The organism is Pectobacterium aquaticum, from assembly GCF_003382565.3.
GTDB lineage: Bacteria > Pseudomonadota > Gammaproteobacteria > Enterobacterales > Enterobacteriaceae > Pectobacterium > Pectobacterium aquaticum.
The window spans coordinates 4425781-4449111 of sequence record NZ_CP086253.1 but is presented as its reverse complement, the minus strand read 5'-3'; the positions used below and the strand labels follow the sequence as shown (position 1 = coordinate 4449111).

At 51.5% G+C, this 23331-nt stretch carries 21 protein-coding genes and 1 pseudogene; 6 read left to right on the top strand and 16 right to left on the bottom strand.

Annotated features, from left to right (window positions below):
* The first annotated feature begins 108 nt into the window (after positions 1–108).
* The gene (gene yieH / locus DMB82_RS20585; RefSeq protein ID WP_010681428.1) at positions 109–774 is read left to right on the top strand and encodes a 6-phosphogluconate phosphatase; all 666 of its coding nucleotides are present in this window, start codon (positions 109–111) and stop codon (positions 772–774) included.
* 146 nt (positions 775–920) lie between these two features.
* Here yieH and DMB82_RS20580 read toward each other — a convergent pair whose 3' ends face one another.
* The 6 genes from DMB82_RS20580 to DMB82_RS20555 all read right to left on the bottom strand — a co-directional run bounded on the left by DMB82_RS20580 (position 921) and on the right by DMB82_RS20555 (position 6132).
* Positions 921–1649, bottom strand: coding sequence for an amino acid ABC transporter permease (locus DMB82_RS20580; protein WP_039475211.1), 729 nt, complete (start codon positions 1647–1649; stop codon positions 921–923).
* Position 1650: 1 nt separating this feature from the next.
* Positions 1651–2394 carry an amino acid ABC transporter permease gene (locus DMB82_RS20575; protein WP_116164529.1) on the bottom strand — a complete coding sequence of 248 codons (744 nt, stop codon included), beginning with the start codon at positions 2392–2394 and terminating at the stop codon, positions 1651–1653.
* Positions 2395–2492: 98 nt separating this feature from the next.
* Positions 2493–3329 carry an ABC transporter substrate-binding protein gene (locus tag DMB82_RS20570; RefSeq protein ID WP_102117980.1) on the bottom strand — a complete coding sequence of 279 codons (837 nt, stop codon included), beginning with the start codon at positions 3327–3329 and terminating at the stop codon, positions 2493–2495.
* Between the two features lie 215 nt (positions 3330–3544).
* Positions 3545–4204, bottom strand: coding sequence for a hypothetical protein (locus DMB82_RS20565; RefSeq protein WP_116164530.1), 660 nt, complete (start codon positions 4202–4204; stop codon positions 3545–3547).
* A gap of 188 nt (positions 4205–4392) precedes the next feature.
* Positions 4393–4782, bottom strand: coding sequence for a VOC family protein (locus tag DMB82_RS20560; RefSeq protein WP_116164531.1), 390 nt, complete (start codon positions 4780–4782; stop codon positions 4393–4395).
* Positions 4783–4947: 165 nt separating this feature from the next.
* Positions 4948–6132, bottom strand: coding sequence for a benzoate/H(+) symporter BenE family transporter (locus DMB82_RS20555; protein WP_116164532.1), 1185 nt, complete (start codon positions 6130–6132; stop codon positions 4948–4950).
* Between the two features lie 91 nt (positions 6133–6223).
* Here DMB82_RS20555 and DMB82_RS20550 point away from each other — a divergent pair, with 91 nt between their 5' ends.
* Complete coding sequence (locus tag DMB82_RS20550; RefSeq protein ID WP_116164533.1) at positions 6224–6790, top strand: helix-turn-helix domain-containing protein; 567 nt, start codon at positions 6224–6226, stop codon at positions 6788–6790.
* Positions 6791–6847: 57 nt separating this feature from the next.
* On the opposite strand, the gene phoU is transcribed toward DMB82_RS20550, so the two are convergent.
* The 7 genes from phoU to DMB82_RS20515 all read right to left on the bottom strand — a co-directional run bounded on the left by phoU (position 6848) and on the right by DMB82_RS20515 (position 13553).
* Positions 6848–7579: a phosphate signaling complex protein PhoU gene (gene phoU, locus DMB82_RS20545; protein ID WP_095993276.1), complete on the bottom strand. Its 732-nt coding sequence runs from the start codon at positions 7577–7579 to the stop codon at positions 6848–6850.
* Between the two features lie 13 nt (positions 7580–7592).
* Positions 7593–8366 carry a phosphate ABC transporter ATP-binding protein PstB gene (gene pstB, locus DMB82_RS20540; RefSeq protein WP_010681437.1) on the bottom strand — a complete coding sequence of 258 codons (774 nt, stop codon included), beginning with the start codon at positions 8364–8366 and terminating at the stop codon, positions 7593–7595.
* Between the two features lie 86 nt (positions 8367–8452).
* On the bottom strand, positions 8453–9340 hold the full coding sequence (pstA, locus tag DMB82_RS20535) for a phosphate ABC transporter permease PstA (protein ID WP_102117983.1): 888 nt from the start codon (positions 9338–9340) through the stop codon (positions 8453–8455).
* Positions 9340–10299 carry a phosphate ABC transporter permease PstC gene (pstC, locus tag DMB82_RS20530; RefSeq protein WP_039546142.1) on the bottom strand — a complete coding sequence of 320 codons (960 nt, stop codon included), beginning with the start codon at positions 10297–10299 and terminating at the stop codon, positions 9340–9342. The genes pstA and pstC overlap by 1 nt, the downstream gene beginning before the upstream one ends.
* A 162-nt stretch (positions 10300–10461) precedes the next feature.
* Positions 10462–11502 carry a phosphate ABC transporter substrate-binding protein PstS gene (pstS, locus tag DMB82_RS20525; protein ID WP_102117984.1) on the bottom strand — a complete coding sequence of 347 codons (1041 nt, stop codon included), beginning with the start codon at positions 11500–11502 and terminating at the stop codon, positions 10462–10464.
* 163 nt (positions 11503–11665) lie between these two features.
* Complete coding sequence (locus DMB82_RS20520) at positions 11666–12205, bottom strand: hypothetical protein (RefSeq protein WP_228400023.1); 540 nt, start codon at positions 12203–12205, stop codon at positions 11666–11668.
* A 211-nt stretch (positions 12206–12416) separates the two neighbouring features.
* A complete protein-coding gene (locus DMB82_RS20515; RefSeq protein WP_039546149.1) occupies positions 12417–13553 on the bottom strand; it encodes an alpha/beta hydrolase in 1137 nt (378 codons plus the stop codon).
* Between the two features lie 203 nt (positions 13554–13756).
* Here DMB82_RS20515 and DMB82_RS20510 point away from each other — a divergent pair, with 203 nt between their 5' ends.
* A complete protein-coding gene (locus DMB82_RS20510; protein ID WP_039546151.1) occupies positions 13757–14641 on the top strand; it encodes a LysR family transcriptional regulator in 885 nt (294 codons plus the stop codon).
* 216 nt (positions 14642–14857) lie between these two features.
* On the opposite strand, the gene DMB82_RS20505 is transcribed toward DMB82_RS20510, so the two are convergent.
* Positions 14858–15256 (bottom strand): winged helix-turn-helix transcriptional regulator, encoded by a 399-nt coding sequence (locus tag DMB82_RS20505; RefSeq protein ID WP_116164534.1) that lies wholly within the window; start codon positions 15254–15256, stop codon positions 14858–14860.
* A gap of 87 nt (positions 15257–15343) precedes the next feature.
* Here DMB82_RS20505 and DMB82_RS20500 point away from each other — a divergent pair, with 87 nt between their 5' ends.
* Together DMB82_RS20500 and DMB82_RS20495 are read left to right on the top strand one after the other, a co-directional pair.
* Positions 15344–16186, top strand: a complete 843-nt coding sequence (locus DMB82_RS20500; protein ID WP_039546156.1) for an SDR family oxidoreductase — start codon at positions 15344–15346, stop codon at positions 16184–16186.
* A gap of 729 nt (positions 16187–16915) precedes the next feature.
* Positions 16916–17098, top strand: a pseudogene (locus DMB82_RS20495) (transposase domain-containing protein); the annotation flags it as partial.
* Positions 17099–17361: 263 nt separating this feature from the next.
* Here DMB82_RS20495 and glmS read toward each other — a convergent pair.
* Together glmS and glmU are read right to left on the bottom strand one after the other, a co-directional pair.
* Positions 17362–19194, bottom strand: a complete 1833-nt coding sequence (glmS, locus tag DMB82_RS20490; RefSeq protein ID WP_116164535.1) for a glutamine--fructose-6-phosphate transaminase (isomerizing) — start codon at positions 19192–19194, stop codon at positions 17362–17364.
* A 184-nt stretch (positions 19195–19378) separates the two neighbouring features.
* Positions 19379–20749, bottom strand: coding sequence for a bifunctional UDP-N-acetylglucosamine diphosphorylase/glucosamine-1-phosphate N-acetyltransferase GlmU (gene glmU / locus DMB82_RS20485; RefSeq protein ID WP_116164536.1), 1371 nt, complete (start codon positions 20747–20749; stop codon positions 19379–19381).
* 324 nt (positions 20750–21073) lie between these two features.
* Between glmU and pelX the strand changes: the two genes are divergently transcribed.
* The gene (gene pelX / locus DMB82_RS20480; protein ID WP_116164538.1) at positions 21074–23308 is read left to right on the top strand and encodes a pectate disaccharide-lyase PelX; all 2235 of its coding nucleotides are present in this window, start codon (positions 21074–21076) and stop codon (positions 23306–23308) included.
* Positions 23309–23331: the final 23 nt, after the last annotated feature.

The following is a 23331-nucleotide window of genomic DNA, read 5'->3' as shown; positions in this document are numbered from 1 at the left end:
CCCTAATTTTACGCAAGATAGCAGTGAAAATGGCTTTATAGGTCGTAATATCGGGTCAATTGGTTAAAGTAGGAGCTTCATCTTTTATTTCATCGATAAGGATTGGTCATGCCCCGTATTGAATGCGTCTTCTTCGACTGTGATGGCACGCTGGTTGATAGCGAAGTGCTGTGTTGCCAGGCTTATGTGAATATCTTCATCCCGTATGGGGTGAACTTATCGCTGGAGGAGGTGATAAAAACCTACAAGGGCGTGAAGCTGTACGAAATTATTGCCCGCATCAGCCAGCAGCATGGCTTAACCGTGTCGGTAGACGATGCGGAGCGTCATTTCCGGCAAGAAGTGAAACGTCTGTTCGATGAGTTCCTGCAACCTATCGAGGGCGCACGTGAGTTAGTGCAGTCGATTACTGTCCCGATGGCCGTGGTGTCCAACGGTCCGGTCAGCAAGATGCAGCATTCGCTCGGCCTGACGCACATGCTCGATCTGTTTGGTGACCATCTCTACAGCGGCTACGATCTGAAAAAATGGAAGCCCGATCCGGCGGTGCTGTATCACGCCGCCGAGCAGTTACAGCTTCCCATCGAACACTGCATTCTGGTTGAAGATTCCGCCGCTGGTGTACAGGCAGGCATCGCCGCGGGCATTCCAGTGTTCTATTACTGCGCCGATCCCCATAACCAGCCGATTCATCACCCACTGGTCACGATGTTCGACGATATGCGCGAATTGCCGCAAATTTGGCGCGAAAAAGGCTGGAATATCACTGCGTAGCAGTACCACTCAGGCAACCAGACTCAGGCTTAATGCCGAGCGTTTCAGCATCGAGATACACGGGGCGACCACAGGGGTGAGGCCTCCCTACGGGAACCTCCCCCTGTGTTTCCCCTAATAACGGGCTTAAGTGACCCATATTCGTCTCAGGCTGGCTTATTCCGCCACCACAGCAAACGGCGTTTCGGCTGCTTTTCCTGCTGGTTAAAACGGGCGTTAACCCCGTTCGCCAGCAGCTCCAGCGACAGACAAAACACAAAGTAGACCAGCGCGACAAACAGGAAAACTTCCATCGGGTAGACCATGCTGCGGTTATTGACCTGCGTAGCAAGAAACGTCAGCTCGCCGACCCCGACAATATAGGCAAGTGAGGTATCCTTAATCAGAGAAATCCATTGGTTAATGAAGGAAGGCACCATCATCCGCAACGCCTGCGGCAGCACTATCTGCCATAACACCTGCCAGCGGCTTAGCCCCAGCGAGAGTCCAGCCTGCCACTGGCCGCGCCCGATGGCGACAATGCCGGCCTTCACGCCATGCGCCAGATACGCCGAGGCGATCAGCGCCAGCGCACACACCACGGTCGTAATTTCTGGGATATCGACGCCAAAAACGATCGGCAGCAGAAAATAGGTCCAGAAAATCAGCATGATGACGGGAATGGCACGGAAGAACCCCAGCACCATCGCCAACAGTGCGCTCCACCAGCCTCGGGACATCGCCAGCGCCACGCCTAAAATCGTACCCAATATGGCAGACGCTATGCCCGCCAGCAGGCTCATCACCAGCGTCAGCGCTGCGCCACCCAGCGGACCATCCGGGAACGTTCCCCACATCAAATAGTCGATGTTATCGGTGATAACGGTAAAATCCATCTTAGTGTCTCTCCGCCAGACTGCGCTGCTGACGCCACATGCCCCAGCCTTCCATCACCGCAATAATCACGATGTACAACACCGTCGCCACGCCAAACGCCTGAAACGTACGCAGGGTTTCCGTCTCTACCTGACGCGACGCGTAGGACAATTCAGCAACGCCAATCGCCATCGTCAACGACGAGTTCTTAACAATATTCATGTACTGCCCCAGCAGCGGCGGCAGAGCGATTTTTAGCGCCTGCGGCAATACCACATAACGCATGGATTGGAAGCCGGTTAACCCCAAAGCATGCGCGGCGTACTTCTGCCCGCGTGCTACACCGCGAACACCGGCGCGGATCTCCTCCGCAATAAACGCGCTAGAGTAGAGCGTCAATCCTGCCAAGCCCGCCAGAAACTCAAAAGAAGGCCACGCTAACGTCGTACCGAAGAGAGAAAGCGTATGCGGGGTGTTCAGCCATTGCATCATCTCTGAGGGAAAAAGCTGTCCGGCACCGAAATACCAGAAAAACAGCTGCACCAGCAGCGGTGTATTACGAAATAGCGAGCTATACGCCACCACAATGCCGCGCAGCACATGAATCTGGCTGTCTCTGGCTGCCGCCAGCAGAAAACCCAACACTGTAGACAGAACGATCGTACTCAGGGAAAGACCCAGCGTGATCAGGAAACCGTGCCACAGCCAGATGAGGTATTGAGGAGCCAACAGCCACGATTCAAGCGATTGCAGCGCCGTATCCATGCGTTTTATCTCTCTTTGTCATTACTACGAGGTACAAATAGAAATGCCCTCGGCATTGTATTGCAGAGGGCTGGGATCATAGCACCAGGCGTCAGCTATCAGGATTTAGGTTGTTGATCCAGCGGGGCAAAGGTGAAGTCGCCGCGCGGCTGGGATGATTTTGTGCTCGGCCCGAACCAGCGATCGTAAATCGTCTTCGCTTCACCCTGTTTTTCCAGGTTAATCAGCGTGTCGTTAATTTTCGCCGTCAGGCGTTCTTCACCCTTCGGAATCCCGACGCCCTGATACTCTTTGGTAATGCTGAACGGAGAAATTTCAAACTCAGCCTTCTGTGCATCAGGCACGTTAGCCAGCAGGCCGACCAGTTTGGCATCATCCTGCGTGATGGCCTGAACGTTGCCGTTACGCAGCGCAGCAAAGGCCAGCGGCGTATCATCGTAGGAAATCACTTTGGCTGTCGGGTAATGCTCACGCAGGGTAATCTCCTGCACAGTGCCTTTATCCGCGCCAATACGCAGCGTTTTGATGTCTTCCGGCGTTTTCAGCACGCCTTTACGGGCGATGAATTTTTGCCCTGTAGCGAAGTAAGGAATACTAAAGTTAACCTGCTTGGCACGCTCATCGGTAATGGTGAAGTTAGCAGCGATCAAATCGACTTTCTGTGAGCTTAACAGCGGGATACGGTTCGCTGGGTTGGTCGCGCGCAACTCCACCTTCACGCCCAGCGCCTTACCAATCGCCTCGGCGATATCTACGTCATAACCCACCAGCTTTTTGCTCTGCGGATCGACATAGCCAAACGGCGGATTGCTGTCGAAGACGGCAATTTTCACGATGCCCGCCTTCTGAATATCATCTAATTTATCGGCCTGTGCAGCACCAGAAACGGAAGCCAACCCGGCCAATAAAGTCACTGTTAAAATCTGCTTTTTCATTCCCTGCCCCTTAATATTGCTGTATTAACCGCAGGCTATCAGCAGGGCGAAAACGCGGGAAATAACATAAATAGCTATAATATAACCTTATGTTACTTCGGTATTCTGGCAGATTATCCTGATTCAAGTACAGCTAGGTAGAGTGATGGAAAGCGACAGGAAATCTCCTATTCAGACTTTTTCGGAAGAGATAACGGCAGCCAGGCACAGTATTACTACGGTTTAAGTGTAAGGAGCGGGAGCAGCATCTGATTGTTTTGCATCCACTCAACCGAATGTTCGCACTGATATGCAATAATTCTTTTTATCGTTGCGAAATCATCCAGCAGGTTCCGGTTGATTATAGGTTCGTGATGAGCAATGCGGTTGCGCAGTTTTCTCACAGTTTCTAAATCATTATAGAGATTCTGACGCAGCTGCGCGGCACTCAGGCCCTGTGCGACGACATGAGGGAAAGCGGTTAGTATGTGATTGTTCCATAAGCGAGTATCAAATCTTCCGGTCAGCATTTTTTGCCAGAAAACAAACTTTAGTTCAGGGATAACTTTTCCCGTCGTTGGCTGATTTCGTCGCCCACTAATCAGATCATCTTTTGGCTTATAGCCATGGATAGGGATCGGTAGGCTTCGCTCAAAACCAATGGACCAAGGCCATCTGTCCCCGTATACCGTTTCAATGACTTCAGAAATAGCATTGCGCGTGAGGACTTCGCACACATGAAGAGGAACAAAAAAAGCGGCTGAGATTTGCGCATTCCACATATAAAGCTTTAAGGCTTTTTCTGTCTGAGGCAAGCCAGTCGGTCCACCGACGATATTTTCATACGTGCCTATTCTGGCCGCAGAGAGGCTATCCTTTATGCTGTTTGACGACATCGTCAATCATCCTTATACTGATCTCACTAGCCACGGGACTTGTTAGCAGTAATGCTTCCCCCCGAGGACAACAGAAGTAGATATACGACAAAGGCTCGCCATATGGTGAGCCTTTGTCGTTCTTATGCTAGTCCGAATGAGCTAGCCTATGCACTTATTTACCATAAGCCTGTAAAGCGCTGTCAAGGTTATCCGCACCGCCGGTTCTGGATGACAACCCTGTCCCCATCATGATCCCGAAAAGTCACACCATCTTTATCCCAGTAAGGGTTGAACGAGCTGACTCTGACAAACCCAGCCTCATCCATTCTTGAACATGCCTCGTCCCATAACACCTTATCCGCGATGTACAAAACCAGTAAATCCTCATCTGATGGAGAAGGTGATACCGGATGGTGGTGGCACTGCGTAAATTCAAGGTGCCAGCCTAAATCACTACGCCCCAACATAGCTCCGCTAAAACCTTCATGGTCTGAAAATGAGCCTAATTTTTTTAGATCAAGCCCACTGCAGTACATTTCACAACTGAGTTTCAGGTTACTAGCTGGTCGCGCTATACGCAGATGGTGAAAATTCATAAAACCTCCGTTGTAATATAACCAGAAATATTTCCCAGCCCTCAGCGTTCATACGCTATGTCAGATGCTTGGTTTATCACAACGCTTCGGCAGTTAAGATAAGCAATTGAATAACGTCCCCTATTTAAGACACGTTGATCCCCTCCACCTATTTTCTTCGCGTATTCAACGCACCTTGTCAGCGTATGCTGACAGCACCAGCCAGGTCATCATCCCCCCAATCAGTCCCCAAAACGCCGCACCGATTCCCCACAACGTCAGCCCTGAGGCGGTAATTAGGAAGGTGACCACCGCAGCATCCCGCTGTTTTTCATCCAGTAAAGCGCGGTACAGGCTGCCTGAAATGGTGCTGAGCAGCGCCAAACCGGCGATAGCGTGAATCAGCGGCTGCGGTAGCGCCGTGAAAAGCTGCCCGATCGATCCGCCAAAAGCACCCGCCAGCAGATAAAATCCACCAGCAGCAACGGCAGCAAGATAGCGTTTCTTCGGATCGGGATGTACATCCGGCCCCATACAGATCGCGGCGGTAATCGCGGCGATACAGACGGAAAAACCACCGAACGGCGTCAAAACCAGCGCGATTAATGCGGTAATACTAATCAGCGGTGATATAGGAACCTGATAGCCAGCGGCTTTCAGCGTGGCAACGCCCGGCGCGTTCTGCGACGCCATCGTGACAACGAAAAATGGAATACCGACACCCAGCAGAGACGCCCATGAAAAATGCGGCGTAATAAACTCCGGTACGGCGAACACCAGCGGCGAATCAGAAAACACAATTTGTCCGCGAAATAAGGCTAGCAGCAGGCCAGCAAGCAGCGTCAGTACAATCGCAAAGCGCGGCAACAGCCGACGGCTGAGCAAATAGGTTATGCACATCGCAAAAGCCAGCCAGAAATCGTGTTGCAGGGAAAGAAAAGCATCCGCGCCAAAGCGCAGCAAAATCCCCGCCAGCATCGCAGCAGAAATAGCCTGCGGAATAACATTCATCAGGCGGGCAAAGAGGCCAGTGATTCCACAGATAAAAATAAGCGCGGAGGCAAACAGGAACACGCCGATCGCCTCATTGATCGAGGTGCCCGGCAGGCTGGTGACCAGCAGCGCCGCCCCTGGCGTTGACCAGGCCGCCAGTATCGGCGCGCGGTAATACAGCGACAGGCTAATAGACGCCAGCCCTTGGGCAATCCCCAGCATGCTTAACCAGCCGCCGATCTGCACCGCACTGGCACCCGCCGCTTCCGCTGCCTGAAAAATGATAGCGGCTGAACTGGTGTAGCCCACCAGCACCGCAACGAAGCCAGCGATGAGGGTCGAAAAGGTGACATCTTTTAGCGCAAATGACGCAGGCATGGTATACCTTCACTCTTGTCGTGCGTTATAACGCACAGAAAGCGTTAACATAACAGCGTGCGCTATAACGCACAAGCAGGAGCCAATATTGATGTCTGATGAGCTAACCCGCCGTATTGGCAATACGTTGAAAACGTTAAGGCAAGAGAAAGGCTGGAGCCTCACACGTGCGGCAGAAGAGACGGGTGTGAGCAAAGCAATGCTCGGCCAGATCGAGCGCGGTGAATCCAGCCCGACGGTCGCCACGCTGTGGAAAATTGCGACCGGCATGAATGTGGCGTTCTCTACCTTTATTGAACCGACGCTCGCAGATGAAGACGTGACCTATCGCTCAGGAGTAGGTTCGACATTCAGGGGGGATGAGGTGGGAATGCACGTGGTTCCCCTCTTCCCCTTCGACGAAAAACTGCGTTTTGATATGTTGGTTATTGAGCTGGCGGCGGGAGCCAGCAGCACCTCATCGGCGCATGAAAGCGGGGTGATCGAGCATATTATTGTGCTGGAGGGACAACTGGAAATGACCGTTGATGGACAGACGCATGTGTTGTCCGCTGGTGACGCCTTGCGCTTTACCGCCGACAGGGAACACCGTTACCACAACCCTGCCGATACCACGGCGCGCTTCCACAATTTGATTCACTATCCTGATAAAAAATAACGCCCTGCAAGCAGGGCGTCAGGCCGTTGACAACTTATTTGCGGAATGAAAACGAGCTTACTCTTCTTCTTTCTTATCTTTCTGCGCCAGCAACTTCTCCAGCGCATCGCCACCCAGGTGACGGAAATCCTGACCTTTGACGAAGTAGAAGATAAATTCGCAGATATTCTGGCAACGGTCACCGATACGCTCGATAGAACGGGCGCAGAACAGTGCGGTCAGTACGCTTGGGATAGTGCGAGGATCTTCCATCATGTGGGTCATCAGTTGACGCACAATCCCTTCGTACTCTTTATCCACTTTTTTGTCTTCGCGATAAATACGAATCGCTTCGTCCAGATCCATGCGGGCAAACGCATCCAGCACGTCATGCAGCATCTGCACGGTGTGGCGCCCTAATGACTCCAGACTCACCAGCAACGGCTGATGCTGATGAGAGAATTTCTCCAGCGCGGTGCGACAGATTTTATCCGCCACGTCACCGATACGTTCCAGCTCGGAGATGGTTTTGATGATCGCCATCACCAGACGCAGATCGCTGGCGGTAGGCTGGCGCTTCGCAATAATGCGCACGCAGGCTTCATCAATCGCCACTTCCATCATGTTAACTTTGGCGTCGCCTTCAATCACCTGCTGAGCCAGATTCGCGTCCTGATTATGCATCGCGGTAATCGCGTCACTCAGTTGTTGCTCCACCAGCCCGCCCATGGTCAGGACCTGCGTGCGGATGTGTTCCAGTTCGGCGTTAAACTGACCGGAAATGTGTTTGTTCAGATTCAGATTATCCATGATGCTTCCCTAATCAACCGTAACGGCCGGTGATGTAATCTTCAGTCTGTTTCTGCCTTGGGGCAGTAAACAGGGTATCAGTATCGCTGAACTCAATCAGCTCACCCAAATACATGAACGCCGTATGATCTGAACAACGCGCTGCCTGCTGCATGTTGTGCGTCACGATGACCACGGTGTAGTCTTTTTTCAGCTCGGAGATCAGTTCTTCAATGCGGCCAGTAGAAATCGGGTCAAGCGCAGAACAAGGTTCATCCAGCAGCAAGACATCTGGGCGAATCGCGATACCGCGCGCAATACATAAACGCTGCTGTTGACCACCAGACAGGCTATAGCCACTCTGGTGCAGCTTATCTTTCGTCTCTTGCCACAGCGCCGCTTTGGTTAGCGCCCACTGAACGCGTTCATCCATATCGGCACGAGACAGCTTTTCAAACAGACGTACACCAAACGCGATGTTGTCGTAAATCGACATCGGGAACGGCGTCGGCTTCTGGAACACCATGCCGACTTTGGCACGCAGCAGCGCGATATCTTGCTTATCCGTCAGGATGTTATTGCCATCCAGCAGGATATCGCCTTCGGCGCGCTGCTCAGGATAGAGCTGGTACATTTTGTTCAGCGTACGCAGCAGCGTGGATTTACCACAGCCGGATGGGCCGATAAACGCGGTAACCTGATTCGCGGCAATATCCAGCGTAATGTTTTTCAACGCATGGAATTTTCCGTAATAGAAATTCAGATCGCGAACCTGGATTTTGTTGGATGTCTCAGTAGCCATACTCATCAAGACTTCTCTCTTTTTCCTGGCGCTGCCAGGCAGCACCTTGAATTTATTTAATGTTTCTCAGAAAACGACGCTTTCTTAGCGAATTAGTTCTTCTTGGCAGAGAAAATAACGCGCGCCAGAATATTCAGCAGCAGCACGCACATCGTAATCAGCAGTACCCCTGCCCAGGCCAACTGTTGCCACTCCACAAACGGGCTCATGGCAAACTTAAATATGGTGACCGGCAGGTTAGCAATCGGATGCATCATATCCGTGCTCCAGAACTGATTCGACAGAGACGTAAACAGCAACGGTGCGGTTTCCCCAGCGATACGTGCGATGGCCAGCAATACCCCAGTGATAATGCCCGATACCGATGCCTTCAGCGTAATCGCAGAAATCATTTTCCATTTCGGCGTACCCAGTGCATAAGCCGCTTCGCGCAGGCTATCCGGTACCAGTTTAAGCATGTTCTCGGTGGTACGAATCACAATCGGCACCTGCAACAACGCCAGCGCAATTACGCCTGCCCAGCCGGAGAAGTGCTGCATTTTTGCCACCACCAGCGTGTAGACAAACAGCCCCACCACAATCGACGGTGCTGACAGCAGAATGTCGTTGATGAAACGAATCACTTCGGCGATCCAGGATTTACGACCGTATTCCGCCAGATAGATGCCCGCCATAATCCCCAGCGGCGTCCCCAGCAGCGTCGCCCACAGGATCAGCAATCCACTCCCGACGATAGCATTCGCCAATCCACCACCCGCCGTATTAGGCGGCGGCGTCATTTCGGTAAACAGCGCCAGAGACATGCCATCCACGCCTCGGGTCACGGTCGAAAACAGGATCCAGACCAGCCAGAACAGGCCAAACACCATCGTGGACATGGATAAAAACAGCGCAATGCGGTTTTTCTGGCGGCGCCAGGCCTGCATTTTACGCCGCGAACGCTCCAGTGCAGCGTCTTGCTCTATGCCTAATATAGCCATTAGCGCGTCCCCTCATTTTTAGCCAGACGCATAACCATCAGCTTTGAACATGCCAGAACAATAAAGGTAATCACAAACAGAATCAGCCCTAACTCCATCAGCGCCGCCGTGTGCAGGCCGGATTCGGCTTCGGCGAATTCGTTCGCCAGCGCAGAGGTAATACTATTGCCTGGCATATACAACGACGCGCTGTCGAGCTGGTAGGTGTTACCGATGATAAAGGTCACCGCCATGGTTTCCCCCAGGGCACGCCCCAGTCCCAACATCACCCCGCCGATCACGCCGTTTTTGGTATAAGGCAGCACAATGCGCCAGATGACTTCCCACGTTGTACAGCCAATACCGTAGGCAGATTCTTTCATCATCACTGGCGTTTGCTCAAACACATCACGCATCACCGCCGCAATGTACGGGATAATCATGATGGCCAGAATGACGCCAGCCGCCAGAATACCGATCCCGAATGCTGGGCCGGAGAACAGCGAGCCAACAATAGGAATACCGGACAGGACGTTGCCTATCGGTTGTTGGAAGTATTTGGCAAACAGCGGAGCAAAAATAAACAGCCCCCACATGCCGTAAACGATACTCGGAATGGCCGCCAGCAATTCAATCGCCACGCCAAGCGGACGCTTCAACCAGGCTGGAGCCAATTCGGTCAGAAATAGCGCAATCCCAAAGCTAATCGGGATTGCAATAATCAATGCAATCAGTGAGGTCACGACAGTACCGTAAATCGGAACCAGTGCACCAAACTGTTCTGCGGGCGCGTCCCACTCTTTCGTCCACAAGAAGGCAAAACCGAACTTCTCGATGCTGGGCCAGGACGCCACCATCAGGGAAACAATGATGCCACCCAATAGCAGTAGCGTGACCAGCGCCGCCAGTTTTACCAGCGTGCTGAAGAGGATATCGCCATACTTTCCCGGGGCTTTGATAGTTGGCTTGTACTCCGCCATACGTCTCTCTTCTCGTTTTAACTACATTTGATAAACTGTTGAAGGCAGAGAGGTTGCTATCACCTCTCCGCCCCGATACGACTTGTTATTCCACTACGTATTTCCCAGAACCTGACAACCTCATCGTGCTCTGGTTATCAACACGACGTGTCGATACACTAATTAGTACAGTGCTTTGCCGCTGCTGTCTTTTACCTGAGTTTTCCAGGCTGCACGGATTTGCTCAACCACTTCTTTTGGCAGCGTGGCGTAATCCAGCGCTTCGGCTTGCTCACCGCCTTTCTTGAACGCCCAGTCGAAGAATTTCAACACTTCAGCGCCCTGCTCAGGTTTTTCCTGTTTGGTGTGAACCAGGATGAACGTGGTTGAGGTGATCGGCCATGCGTCAGCGCCTTTCTGGTTAGTCAGGTCTTGAGCGAAAGACTTGCTCCAGTCGATCTCTTTGGCTGCGTTGCTGAAGCTTGCGCCAGTCGGGCTAACCGATTTGCCATCGGCAGAAATCAGTTTGGTGTAAGTCAGGTTGTTCTGCTTCGCATACGCGTATTCTACGTAACCGATAGAACCAGGCAGACGCTGTACGAAGGCCGCGATACCATCATTACCTTTACCGCCCAGGCCGGTCGGCCAGTTCACGGTAGAACCTGCACCAATCTTCTCTTTCCACTCTGGGTTCACTTTTGCCAGGTAGCTAGTGAATACGAAAGACGTACCAGAACCGTCAGCACGACGAACCACAGCGATGTCCTGATCCGGCAGTTTGGCATTCGGGTTCAGTTTGGTGATTGCTGGGTCGTTCCATTTTTTGATGTTACCCAGGTAAATGTCACCCAGCGTTTTACCATCCAGCGTCAATTCGCCAGATTTGATACCAGGAACGTTCACTGCCAACACCACACCACCGATAATGGTTGGGAACTGGAATAAACCATCCTGTGTTAATTTGTCGTCAGCCAGAGGCGCGTCAGAAGCACCAAAGTCGACCGTTTTAGCGATAATCTGTTTTACACCGCCAGAAGAACCGATGCCTTGATAGTTAACTTTATTACCCGTTTCTTTTTGATAGGAGTCAGCCCATTTGGCATAAACAGGCGCAGGGAATGTCGCACCGGCACCGGTGAGGTTAGCAGCAGCTAAAGCAGAAAATGCCGTCAGAGAAAAGGTTGCCGCAACAACACTGGCAAGAGTGGTACGCATCAGTTTCATAATCCCTCCTGTGGGATACTCAAACGTGTCGACGTAACGTCGTTATCTATCAGAGTTATCAAATCAGAATGTAGTTCGCAGGAGGAAAAATAGGACAATTTGGTGACAGTAAAATGTACGCAGTGTGACAGTTTTATGACAGTGACGCAGAGTGCAGGAAAATTCAGGCATCACCAGCCAGAACAGGCGTTCTGACTGGTGCAGGGGATCGGTCAGTGAGTCTAGTTATGGCTAAGTAATTTGCACGGCGTAGTCGTGGCAGTAACAGCCAATCTTGCCAGCAAAAGTTTGGCCACTCATCATGTTGCCAGATCCAGTCTACGGTCATCGATAATCTCGTTGATTCTGTGTCGCGGGCAAGCAGTGCAATGCCAAAAATGAGCCAAATTGCGGCAACGATGAGGCCGCCACCATTCTCGGGGGCATCGTGGATCCCCCGAGCTATCCAGGCGGACCAGGCAACCGGAATGGCGGCATTGATAGCACCCCACAGGGTCAGCATCAGCACATGACGCCGCTCATGGTGGGCGCAGACCCGAGTGACCAGCAGGCTGGCGACGACGGCGAAGAGGCCCGAGATGGAGATGGCAAGGCCTGCCTGGCCATCGCTGGCACCGAGATCGCGGGCGATCGGGGTCAGTAGGCTGACCGGCATAAACTCGGCGGCGATCAGCAGAGGGACATGGCCCCCACGGCCCCCCAATGTTCTTGTACTGCGGGGAGGGATTCGACAGTGGCATGATGAGTCTTCATTTTAGGACCTGATATTGAAGGGTGGAGGTGCGTCATTGGAAGGCTTCAATGGTGCGTGTTTCAGTGGTCATTGCCGATCAGCTTACGTGCAGCAGACACGTCATGTGATACCGCATCCGATGGAAAATGCGCGGCGGGATGGCCCGCCGCGTGCTTGGTCTTTACTTCAGGTTGGTCTTGAAGAACTGCTCAAACTGACCAAAGGGGATCTTGCCTGCCACGTTATCGTAGAGATCAACATGGTTGGCGCCCAGTACCACGACCAGTTCTTTTTGCTGACTTCCCACGGCCTTGAAGGCATCTTCGGCAAAGTAGCGCGAGTGGGCGTTCTCGCCGGTGACGACAAGCGTAGGAATCTTGATCTCGCTGGCATAGCTCAACAGTGGCATATTCATAAACGACAGGGGCATGGTGGTGGTCCAGGCTCCATTGGAGTTCACCGAGCGGGAGTGGAACCCGCGTGGCAAACGGTAGTAATCGAAGAACTCCTTGAGTACCGGATGCGGATTGTCCGGCAGTGCCTCTGGCAGGGTCCGGCTGGCTGCCGTGACGTTACCCTTCTGGTCGACATAGAGATCGTGATTGCTATGGGCAAATGAGCCACTTTCTGCGTCTTGCCAACGTTGTTCGTTCAGGTGTTTCAATATGGCGCGGCGATCGGCAGTGGTGTAACGATCCTTGCCATCGCCCACCCCATGCCCCATGGCTCGACTCATGTCATACATTACGCTGGTCGCCACGGCTTTGATGCGAGTATCCGCGGCTGCGGCATTGAGGGCCATACCACCCCAGCCGCAGATCCCCAGCAAACCGATCCGAGTACGGTCCACTTCCTCTTGCAAGCCAAGGAAATCGACGGCTGCGCTGAAGTCTTCGGTATTGATGTCGGGTGAGGCCACATCGCGCGGTTGACCGCCGCTTTCGCCGGTGTAGGAGGGGTCAAATGCCAGAGTGACGAACCCGCGCTCGGCCAGAGTTTGGGCATAGAGACCGCTCGACTGCTCCTTCACCGCGCCAAAGGGGCCGCCCAGAGCTATGGCCGCTAGCTTGGCGTTTCCCCGGTTCTTCGGCAGATAGAGGTCAGCGACCAGGGTGATGCCATAACGGTTCTTGAAGCTCACCTTGCGATGCTCGACTTTGTCGCTCTGGGCAAAAGTCTTGTCCCATTGGGTCACCATTGAGACGGGTTCAGTGGGATTGGCAGTCTGTGCATGACTCATTGTGGATACTCCGGTTAATGCTGCGCCCAGCAGCAGGGCAGACGCGATAGCTGTCAGCTTCTTGGGGAGGACATTCATGGCAAAACTCCTTGAAATCGGGTTTCTGATCCGTGGTACTGGATTGATGGTGTTGTGAACCATAAGCTACATTCTAGTTAGAACCATTTGTGATGATTAGATCGGTTTTTTTGATAACATTAATGTGTATGTGTTCTTAATTCGGACGTCCAATAGGCGTTGAACAAGCCATGGCTGGCTGAAAAAAGTGTGGGTGGAACAAGATGACAAGCCGCGAAAATTACAACGATCTCCACGTTTTCATGCTGGTTGCCCGGGAAGGCAGCTTTACCCGGGCAGCAGCCAGATTGGGACTGGCTCAGTCCGGGATCAGTCGTACAATCCGCGATCTCGAGGTCAGGCTCAGGGTGCAATTGTTGGTGCGCACCACCCGCAGCCTGTCACTGACCCAGGCTGGCGAGCAGTTATACCGCACGGCAATGAGCGGCTTTCAATCCCTGGATGCGGGGCTTGCCACGCTCGCACATTTTCGCGATATCCCTTCAGGTACTGTGAGGATCAATGCCAGTCAGCACGCCATTGAAAAGGTGCTGCTGCCTAAGCTGGTCATCTTCAGGCAGCACTATCCTGATATCCGTCTGGAGCTCATCAGCGAAAGCCGCTTCGTGAATATCATCGATGAGCGCTTCGATGCCGGTGTGCGTCTGGGGGGCGAGGTGGACGAGGGGATGGTGGCCGTGCGCATCACCCCGGATATGGAGATGGTGATGGTGGGGACGCCGGATCATTTTCTGCAATACGGCTTTCCGCAGACGCCAGCCGAGCTAGCGGTCCACCCCTGCATTGCCTACCAGTTTGCCGATGGCAGCCTATATCAGTGGGAGCTTTGGCTCGAGGGTAAGCCCATCAAGCATCGGCCAGAGGGGCAGTGGGTCTTTTCCGACAGCTATATGGAAGCAGCAGCTGCAAAAATGGGATTAGGGTTGGCCTATGTGCCGGAGGAGCTAGTTGCCACTGAGCTTGAACACGGAAAACTAATCAGGGTGTTGCAACAGTTTAGCCACCGCTTGGACGGTCTATATCTTTACTACCCTCATCGCAATGCGTCGCCAGCTTTGAGAGCGGTTATCGATACATTAAAGATATAGATTAGGTGATTTCAGTCTGCGTTAATTAAAAAGGGGCTTCCCAAATTAGTCGTAAGAATGCTTATCCAGCCCCAAGTGACCGTTATAATGTGGGTGGGCTGCCTGTCAGTGATGGTCGTGGTGAACTTAGTTGTTCATGACATTGGCATCAATCCAGAGGGGGAGCGAACCACGGCTCGCGCTCTTCTCCCTCACCGTCGGTTTATAGACGATTGTTCAAGAAGGAGACTTCAACTCCGGTAAAGGAACGCTAATGTCGGCCAAGCTTGCCTCGTTATATTTTACATTCCCCACAATTATTTCATTCGGCACTGCGTCGCCCCAGGTTTTCATTGACTCCAACACACCGCGTAAACCTTCTCCCAGCGGAGTGAGTTCGTAAACAACGCGCGGCGGTGTTTCTGCATAGGCAGTGCGAGTGACCAATCCGTGCGCCTCAAATTTTTTCAGCCGATGAGTCAGGGTATGCGCACTTATGCCTGGCAGGGCATCTCGTAGTTGCGTGAAACGCTGGGGGCCAAGGAGCAATTGCCGCACAATTAAGGTCGCCCATGGTCCATCAAGAAGGACTAAAAACCGAGCGACTCCACAGCAGGGAACTTTATTTTCATTCATGGCAAAACATCTCTAATAGTGCATTTGACGTAACCTATCTTAGCACAGCACTATTAATAGTCTGTTTATTTAACCATAGAGGTGTTTATGACATACGTAGTTCACGGCGCAACTGGCGCACAAGGATCCCCCCTGTTTAGAAAATTGGTGGCTGAAGGTAAAAATGTAACGGCTGCGATTAGGCATCCACAAAATCTTGAATCGGGTTCAGCCGTAGCGGTGGATCTCACGTCCGTTCAATCCTTGGTTGCGGCGTACTTGGGTGCGAAAGGCGTTTTTATCCATTTGCCATTAGGGCCTGAAAGCCTGCGCCTGCAATATGCACAGAATATCGCAGAGGCAGTTGGGCTTGCCCGCCCAAAACGGGTGGTAATTTCTACTAGCGGATGGGTATTGGGTGATTCAGAGGATAAAAGTGCGCTAGCCGAATTGATCCGTGGAGTTGAAGCAACAGGCGTCTCTAGCGCGATAATTGCGCCACGTTTATATCTCGAAAATTTGCTGTTACCGATAGTGATTGAGGCAGTGAAAACTGAAGGCGTTCTCCCTTATCCACTACGAGCAGATTACCCAGTTTCCTGGTGTTCGCATCTGGATGTTGCTGATGTCGCAGCGGCACTTTTGATGAGCGATGCGATCACAGGCGTCGTTGAGATTGGTCAGTTACCGGCTGTTACTGGTGATGAACTTGCGAAATCATTCGCTAATCATTTGGGGCGAGAAGTCAGTTATACGAGTTTGACTCCGAAAGAATTTGGGGAGCGCTTGGCAGTATTGTTTGGTGCGGCGGTAGCGGCTGACGTTGTTGCAGGTTACGAAGCAAAAGCGCTAACCAAAGATTCTGCAATCAATGTAAAAATAAGTGCGCAGCAACTATTGAGTATTCATCCGCGCACAGTCGAACAGTGGTTAGTTGATATTGGCGTGTAAAAAGTTATCGCCTTTCATCACTAACACATGAAGAAACTGCCCCCCAGTCTTGCGACGTAGTGGATGAAAATCAGGTCAGATTGGGAGAGTCAAAGCCTGTTGAGTTCGATGATTATTAAGATTTTCTAATTATTGAAAATTGAACAGGGGTAATAAATTTGTGAGTTGTCCGCAATATCGTGGAACGATAAGGGCTGTTGATTGAGGTCAAGAGCCCTGTTTTATCGTGTTGATTGCTCTGTTTTAAGCAAGAGTCCGTGGCTTTGATTACAGAAGCAAGCCACCAGCCAGCGTTTACTTGACGCCGGAGCATTGGTAGCGGTGTTGCCAGAGTTCGTACCACCGCCACGACAAGTTTCTTTGTTGCTTCCGCACCGCAGGCATATTGCACCACGGGTGGATGCTGTCATTAATTGGATTATTCAAGTCACCCAGACGATGATAAAGGTAAGCTGACCACTGTCAGTATGAGAAAGATTGAGCTGCCAGAACGCTTACCATTAATTGAACCCATCGCCCGAGCCAATAGTTATGTCAGACGCCATTACCCTCGATCAACGCCGAATTTTTATTGCCGCTGCCGAGACGGGTAATACCGATCAATTAAGGATCGGCTGAACGCTCCAGTTATTGTGTAAAAATCCGAAAATCACCCTCGTTTCCGGATTTTTTTATGCTTATTGCTCAGGCTCTTAATCTTATCTCCTGCTAAAACGCCACCCGTAACCCCTGACTTCTTTGGGTGACTTTCTTGACCCAGCGCTCATTTAACGTTGTCTTTAAGAGTCCGAGATTGTCACTCTGCATAAACATCGTCTCCCGCTGGAAATGATGGTCTGGTACATTGTGGGTATGGTGCTGGAGTGTAAAGATCCTCCTTATCAGATAGTTAACCGCCTTGATATTATGCTGCTGGCCTACAATCTGGTGAACTGTCAGATGAGAAAGATGGCGAGTCAGTTGCTTAATTGAGTTGCATTCCCTTCATCGATATCCTGGTATTGTTGTTTGTTATTCATATTAAGAACTAATCAATATGGGTAAACCAATATACCCAATAAATTTTGATAAGGAGAATGCGGTGGACTTAAAATAAGGGGGATAAAAAATGAGATGAACTATCAAAATAAGCAGAGGTAAATAACACAATCGCTATTTACCTCCGTTTTTAAAAATTACTCTACCGTAACGGATTTCGCCAGGTTACGTGGCTGATCGACATCGGTGCCTTTAATCAGCGCGACGTGATAAGACAGCAACTGCAACGGCACCGTATAGAAGATTGGCGCAATCACTTCTTCGATATGCGGCAGTGGAATAATCTTCATATTTTCGCTGCTGGTGAAACCGGCATCTTCGTCAGCGAAGACATACAGCTCACCGCCGCGCGCCCGAACTTCTTCGATGTTGGATTTCAATTTTTCCAACAGCTCGTTGTTCGGTGCCACGACAACAACCGGCATATCCGCATCAATCAGCGCCAGCGGGCCGTGTTTCAGTTCGCCTGCGGCATAGGCTTCCGCGTGGATGTAAGAAATCTCTTTCAGCTTCAGCGCCCCTTCCATTGCGATCGGATACTGATCGCCACGGCCGAGGAACAGCGCATGGTGCTTGTCAGAGAAACCTTCCGCCAGAGATTCGATGAGTTTGTCCTGAGACAGCATTTGCTCAATACGCGCTGGCAGCGCCTGCAAACCGTGAACGATCTCATGCTCAATTTTCGCATCCATACCGCGCAGGCGGCCAACACGCGCCACCAGCATCAGCAGAACGGTAAGCTGGGTAGTGAAGGCTTTGGTCGAGGCCACGCCAATCTCTACGCCCGCTTTAGTCATCAGCGCCAGATCGGATTCACGCACCAGCGAGGAACCGGCGACGTTACAGATAGCCAGCGATCCCAGATAGCCCAGTTCTTTGGACAAACGCAGTGCTGCCAGCGTATCTGCGGTTTCACCGGATTGAGACAGGGTAATCATCAGGCTGTTCTTACGCACGGCAGGCTTGCGATAGCGGAATTCGGAAGCAATCTCCACGTCGCACGGAATACCGGCCAGTGATTCAAACCAGTAACGAGAAACCATACCGGAGTTGTAGGATGTACCACAGGCAATAATCTGAACGTGTTCAACCTTCGCCAGCAGCTCATCCGCTTTCGGACCTAACTCAGAAAGATTGATCTCGCCGTGGCTGAAACGCCCTTCAAGGGTGTTCTTGATCGCCATCGGCTGTTCGTAGATCTCTTTCTGCATGTAGTGACGATACGCACCTTTGTCACCAGCATCGTAATTCACTTTTGATTCAATTTCTTCGCGTGCAGCAAGCACGCCGGATTTGTCAAAAACGCGTACATCACGACGGGTGATTTCCGCAATGTCACCTTCTTCCAGGAACATGAAACGGCGAGTCACAGGCAGTAATGCCAACTGATCGGAGGCAATGAAGTTTTCACCCACACCACGGCCAATCACCAGCGGGCTACCAGAACGCGCGGCAACCAGTACGCTCGGATCGCGGTTATCCAACACCACCATGCCATACGCACCGCGCAGCTGTGGGATCACACGCTTAACCACGTCAACCAGCGTTCCGCCGGTCTGCTGCTGTTCGAAATGAACCAGATGAGCAACCACTTCGGTATCGGTTTCAGAAACAAAACGATAGCCGCGACCGATCAGCAGTTCGCGCAGCGGTTCATGGTTTTCGATAATGCCGTTATGGACGATAGTGATATGTTCAGAAACATGCGGGTGTGCGTTCTCTTCAGAAGGTTCACCGTGCGTTGCCCAGCGAGTATGGGCAATACCCGTACCGCCGTGCAGTTCATGCTCTTCGGCTGCCTGAGACAGCACCTGCACTTTCCCCAGACGACGCAAACGGGCGACATTTCCTTCGCTGTCAACAACCGCCAGGCCCGCAGAGTCATAACCGCGGTACTCAAGACGGCGTAAACCTTCCAACAAAATTTCAGCAACATCACGTTGCGCAACTGCGCCTACAATTCCACACATCGATGGTATTCCTATAAAAGTGACATATTGTGTCACCAGGGATGTCTTAGACCTGATTGTTCCGGTTTTTCCGGGTTCCCCGAGCCTTGTAGAGAGTTGGGGATTATTATGTTTTGTTCTGTGCTCAGGGATCGGCCAAAGCACAGGACAAAACCGCCTCCGCTGCGTGCAGAGGCATTAAATATTATTTCTTTTTCACCGGACGTTGCCAGCCGGAAATATGCCGTTGTTTCACGCGACCGACCACCAGCTCATTCTCTGCCACGTCGTGCGTAACCGTCGTTCCCGCACCGATCGTCGCACCGCTGGCTATGCTAACGGGCGCTACCAGCTGACTATCCGAGCCGACAAATACATCGTCACCAATAATTGTTTTGTGTTTATTTGCGCCGTCATAATTACAGGTGATCGTTCCCGCGCCAATATTAACACCGGAACCGATATCCGCATCCCCCAAATAGCTAAGGTGACCCGCTTTTGATCCTTTACCTAAACGCGCTTTTTTCAGTTCGACAAAGTTGCCAACATGCGCACCCTCAGCCAGTTCTGATCCTGGACGCAGGCGGGCAAATGGGCCAACGGTACACTGTGCTTCGAGTACGGCATCTTCCAACACGGAATAAGGGCTGATCTCACAATCATCGCCAATGATGCAGTTTTTGATCACACAGCCTGCACCGATTTTCACTCGGTTACCCAGCTTAACATTGCCTTCCACGACCGTATTGATATCAATCACCACATCGCGACCATGAGTCAATTCGCCGCGCAGATCAAATCGAGCCGGATCGAGCAGCATGACACCCGCCAACAGCAGTTTATCCGCCTGTTCACACTGATAAACGCGCTCCAGCGCCGACAGTTGCAGACGATTATTAACGCCTTCAACTTCGCTCAACCGCTCGGGATGGACCGCTTCAACACGCTGACCTTCTTCCGCTGCCATCGCAATAATATCGGTGATGTAAAACTCGCCCTGTGCGTTGTTGTTATTCAACTGGCTTAGCCAACGCTTCAGATCTTTGCCGTTCGCGATCAAAATGCCAGTATTGATCTCGTTAATCTGGCGCTGTTCTTCGCTGGCATCTTTATGCTCGACGATCCCGACTACGGCACCCTTTTCACGCACAATTCGTCCATAGCCCGTCGGATCGTCCAGCTCCACCGTCAACAGGCCGATACCGCCCTGCGGCTTAGCCTCGCGTAAACGTCCCAGCGTTTGCGATGAAATCAGCGGCACATCGCCATATAACATCAAAATATCTTCATCATCAACAAAATGAGGCGCGGCTTGCTGCATCGCATGCCCGGTTCCCAGCTGTTCCGCCTGCAATACCCAGTTCAACGCCGGATCGGTCAATTCACGTTTTAGCAGATCGCCGCCGTGGCCATAGACCAGATGAACGTGCTGTGCGCCTGTCGTCATTGCAGCATCAATAACGTGCTGAACCATCGGCTTACCCGCCAGTTTATGCAGCACCTTGGGAAGGTCCGAATACATACGGGTCCCTTTACCCGCAGCAAGGATTACCACACTCATCGAACTATTTGACATAAGTATCCTGACAATACGGAGCCACCGCTCCGCAAGAATAAAATGGCCAGCCTGCTACGGCATGAATAACCAGAGTTTACCGAAACTACTGCTTAACGCGGATACTTTTTGGTGAGTTTTTTCTGAAAATTTCACTCAAAACGGCGAATGTTCATAAGGAGAAGAAACGGACACCGTGCTATCGACATCAACAGAAATGACACAGAGCTTCATAAAAAACAGACTTTGTTTTTAAGTATTTCCATTTGTGACACACACAAAAGAAACAGCGTTTCATTTATAGCAATATACGCGGGCAAATAATTCAATAACGAAGGAGATACAATGAAACGTTGTTCTTCACAAAAATGTGATTCATTACGGAAACACCGTTCTTCACGCCTCGCAGCCGTCGCGTTGACGAATGCATTACTTTTCAGCTTCAGTACACACGCCGCGACAGAATCATCGCCAGTCTGGCACGGTGTCGCCTTTGGCCAATCGACAGACGTCAACTTCTCATCCAATGTCCTGCCGGAAAAAGTTGGTGTTAATAACGTCACCATTAACGGCAAAAAATTATCACCGGGGGATAATGCTGATTTATCCACACCGATCACGATCGAGAGCCGTGGCGGAAAGATTGCCAACACCCATGACGGGCTGACGTTCTTCTATACGCAACTGCCTGCGAATGTGAACTTTACACTTCAGTCTGATATTACTGTGGAACAGTTTGGGCCAGAAAATGGCGCCAAACCGGCAGCTCAGGAAGGCGCGGGGATTCTGGTGCGCGATATTATCGGCGTGCCGCGTCAGGAACCGCTGAAAGAAGGGTATGAGGAATTCCCTGCGGCATCCAACATGGTGATGAACGCCATCATGACGCAGGATAAAAAGTCTCATACCGAAATCAAACTACAGGCAATTTTACGTAATGGCGTCACACAACCGTGGGGCAACGCCGGCGCGAAAATTACCAAAACCAGCTATCAGGAAAATGTAAATCTAGAGCAAACGCCAACGTTCCGTCTGAAACTGGAACGCACCAACGACGGCTTCATTACCTCTTATGCGCCGAAAGGGACGGACAACTGGGTATCAAAAGAAGTCAAAGGCGCGGACGTCGTCACCAAGCTGGATAAAGACCATTACTACGTCGGTTTCTTTGCTTCCCGTAACGCCAAAATTACCGTCAGCAATGCACAGTTGACCACGACACCAGCGCAAACCAAAGCCTCACCGGAGTTTAAAGCCAAGGATTATGATCCTTTGCTCCAGGTTATGTCATCGCCTAAAACCACCAGCGAACACTATGTGGTTCAGGCCAGAGCCAATTACAATGGCACGATCGCGGTGTCGCAAGATGGTAAATCTCTGGGTGAAGCGAAGCAGGTAAAAGCGGGAGAAACCTTATCTCTGCCAGCGAAAATTGCTGGTAACGGCGCTGAGTTCAAGATTGCCTACCAGCCTACGGAAGGCGATGATAAAGCAGTAAAAGAGAGCACGTTCAAGGTTGAAAGAGTAGCCTATGCAGACGCTAAAAATCTGTATGTTTCGCCACAAGGTTCAGCCAGCAATGACGGCAGTAAAAATGCACCGATCGATTTAGCCAGCGCCGTCGCGGCGCTACCAACTGGTGGCACCATCTGGCTCAACGATGGCGATTACAGCGCGGCTGAAATCCCTGTCAGCGCCAGCGGCCAGAAAAAAACCGTCAAGAACCTGTTTGCTGTCGGCAATAAAGCCGTCATTCATGGCCTGCAGTTGAAAGCGAGCCATTGGCATGTTAAAGGGATTGAAATTACAGAGAAACCATTCCGTATCGAAGGGAGCTATAACACTATCGAACGTGTTCTGGCGCACCACGCTGACGATACGGGTATTCAGGTGACCTCGACGGCAGATGTAGGCAGACCACTGTGGGCCAGCCATAACCTGATTCTGAATTCAGAATCTCACAGCAACCAGGATCCAGGCAAAATTAACGCCGACGGTTTCGCGGTGAAAATGCGTGTGGGTGAAGGCAACGTGATCCGCGGTGCGTTCTCGCACAACAACATCGATGACGGCTTCGACCTGTTTAACAAAATTGAAGACGGCGCCAACGGCGTTGTGGTGATCGAGAATTCAATTGCCATGAACAACACCAGCAACGGCTTCAAAATGGGTGGAGAAGGCCAGCCAGTAGCACATCAGGTTAAACACAGCATTGCTGTGGGCAACAAACTTGATGGCTTCACTGACAACTTCAACCCTGGCGCCTTGATCGTTGAAGACAACATCGCGTTAGATAACGAACGCTTTAACTTTATCTTCCGCCCAAGCCCTTACTCTGGCCCGGAAAAACAAGGCGTCTTCAAGAACAACATTTCGCTGAAAACCAAAGCGGGTAAATATGATGATGCGGTTGTCGGCAATATCGATAACACCAACTATTTCATCAAAGAAGACCGTTCGGTTAACGCGCAAGGCAAGGAAATCACCGTAAATAACTTCGTATCCGTTACCGTTCCGGAGACGTTTACGCGTGATGCCAAAGGCAATCTGGTACTTGGCGATTTCCTGAAGAAAAAATAAGGTATTTTCAGACTATTGAAAAG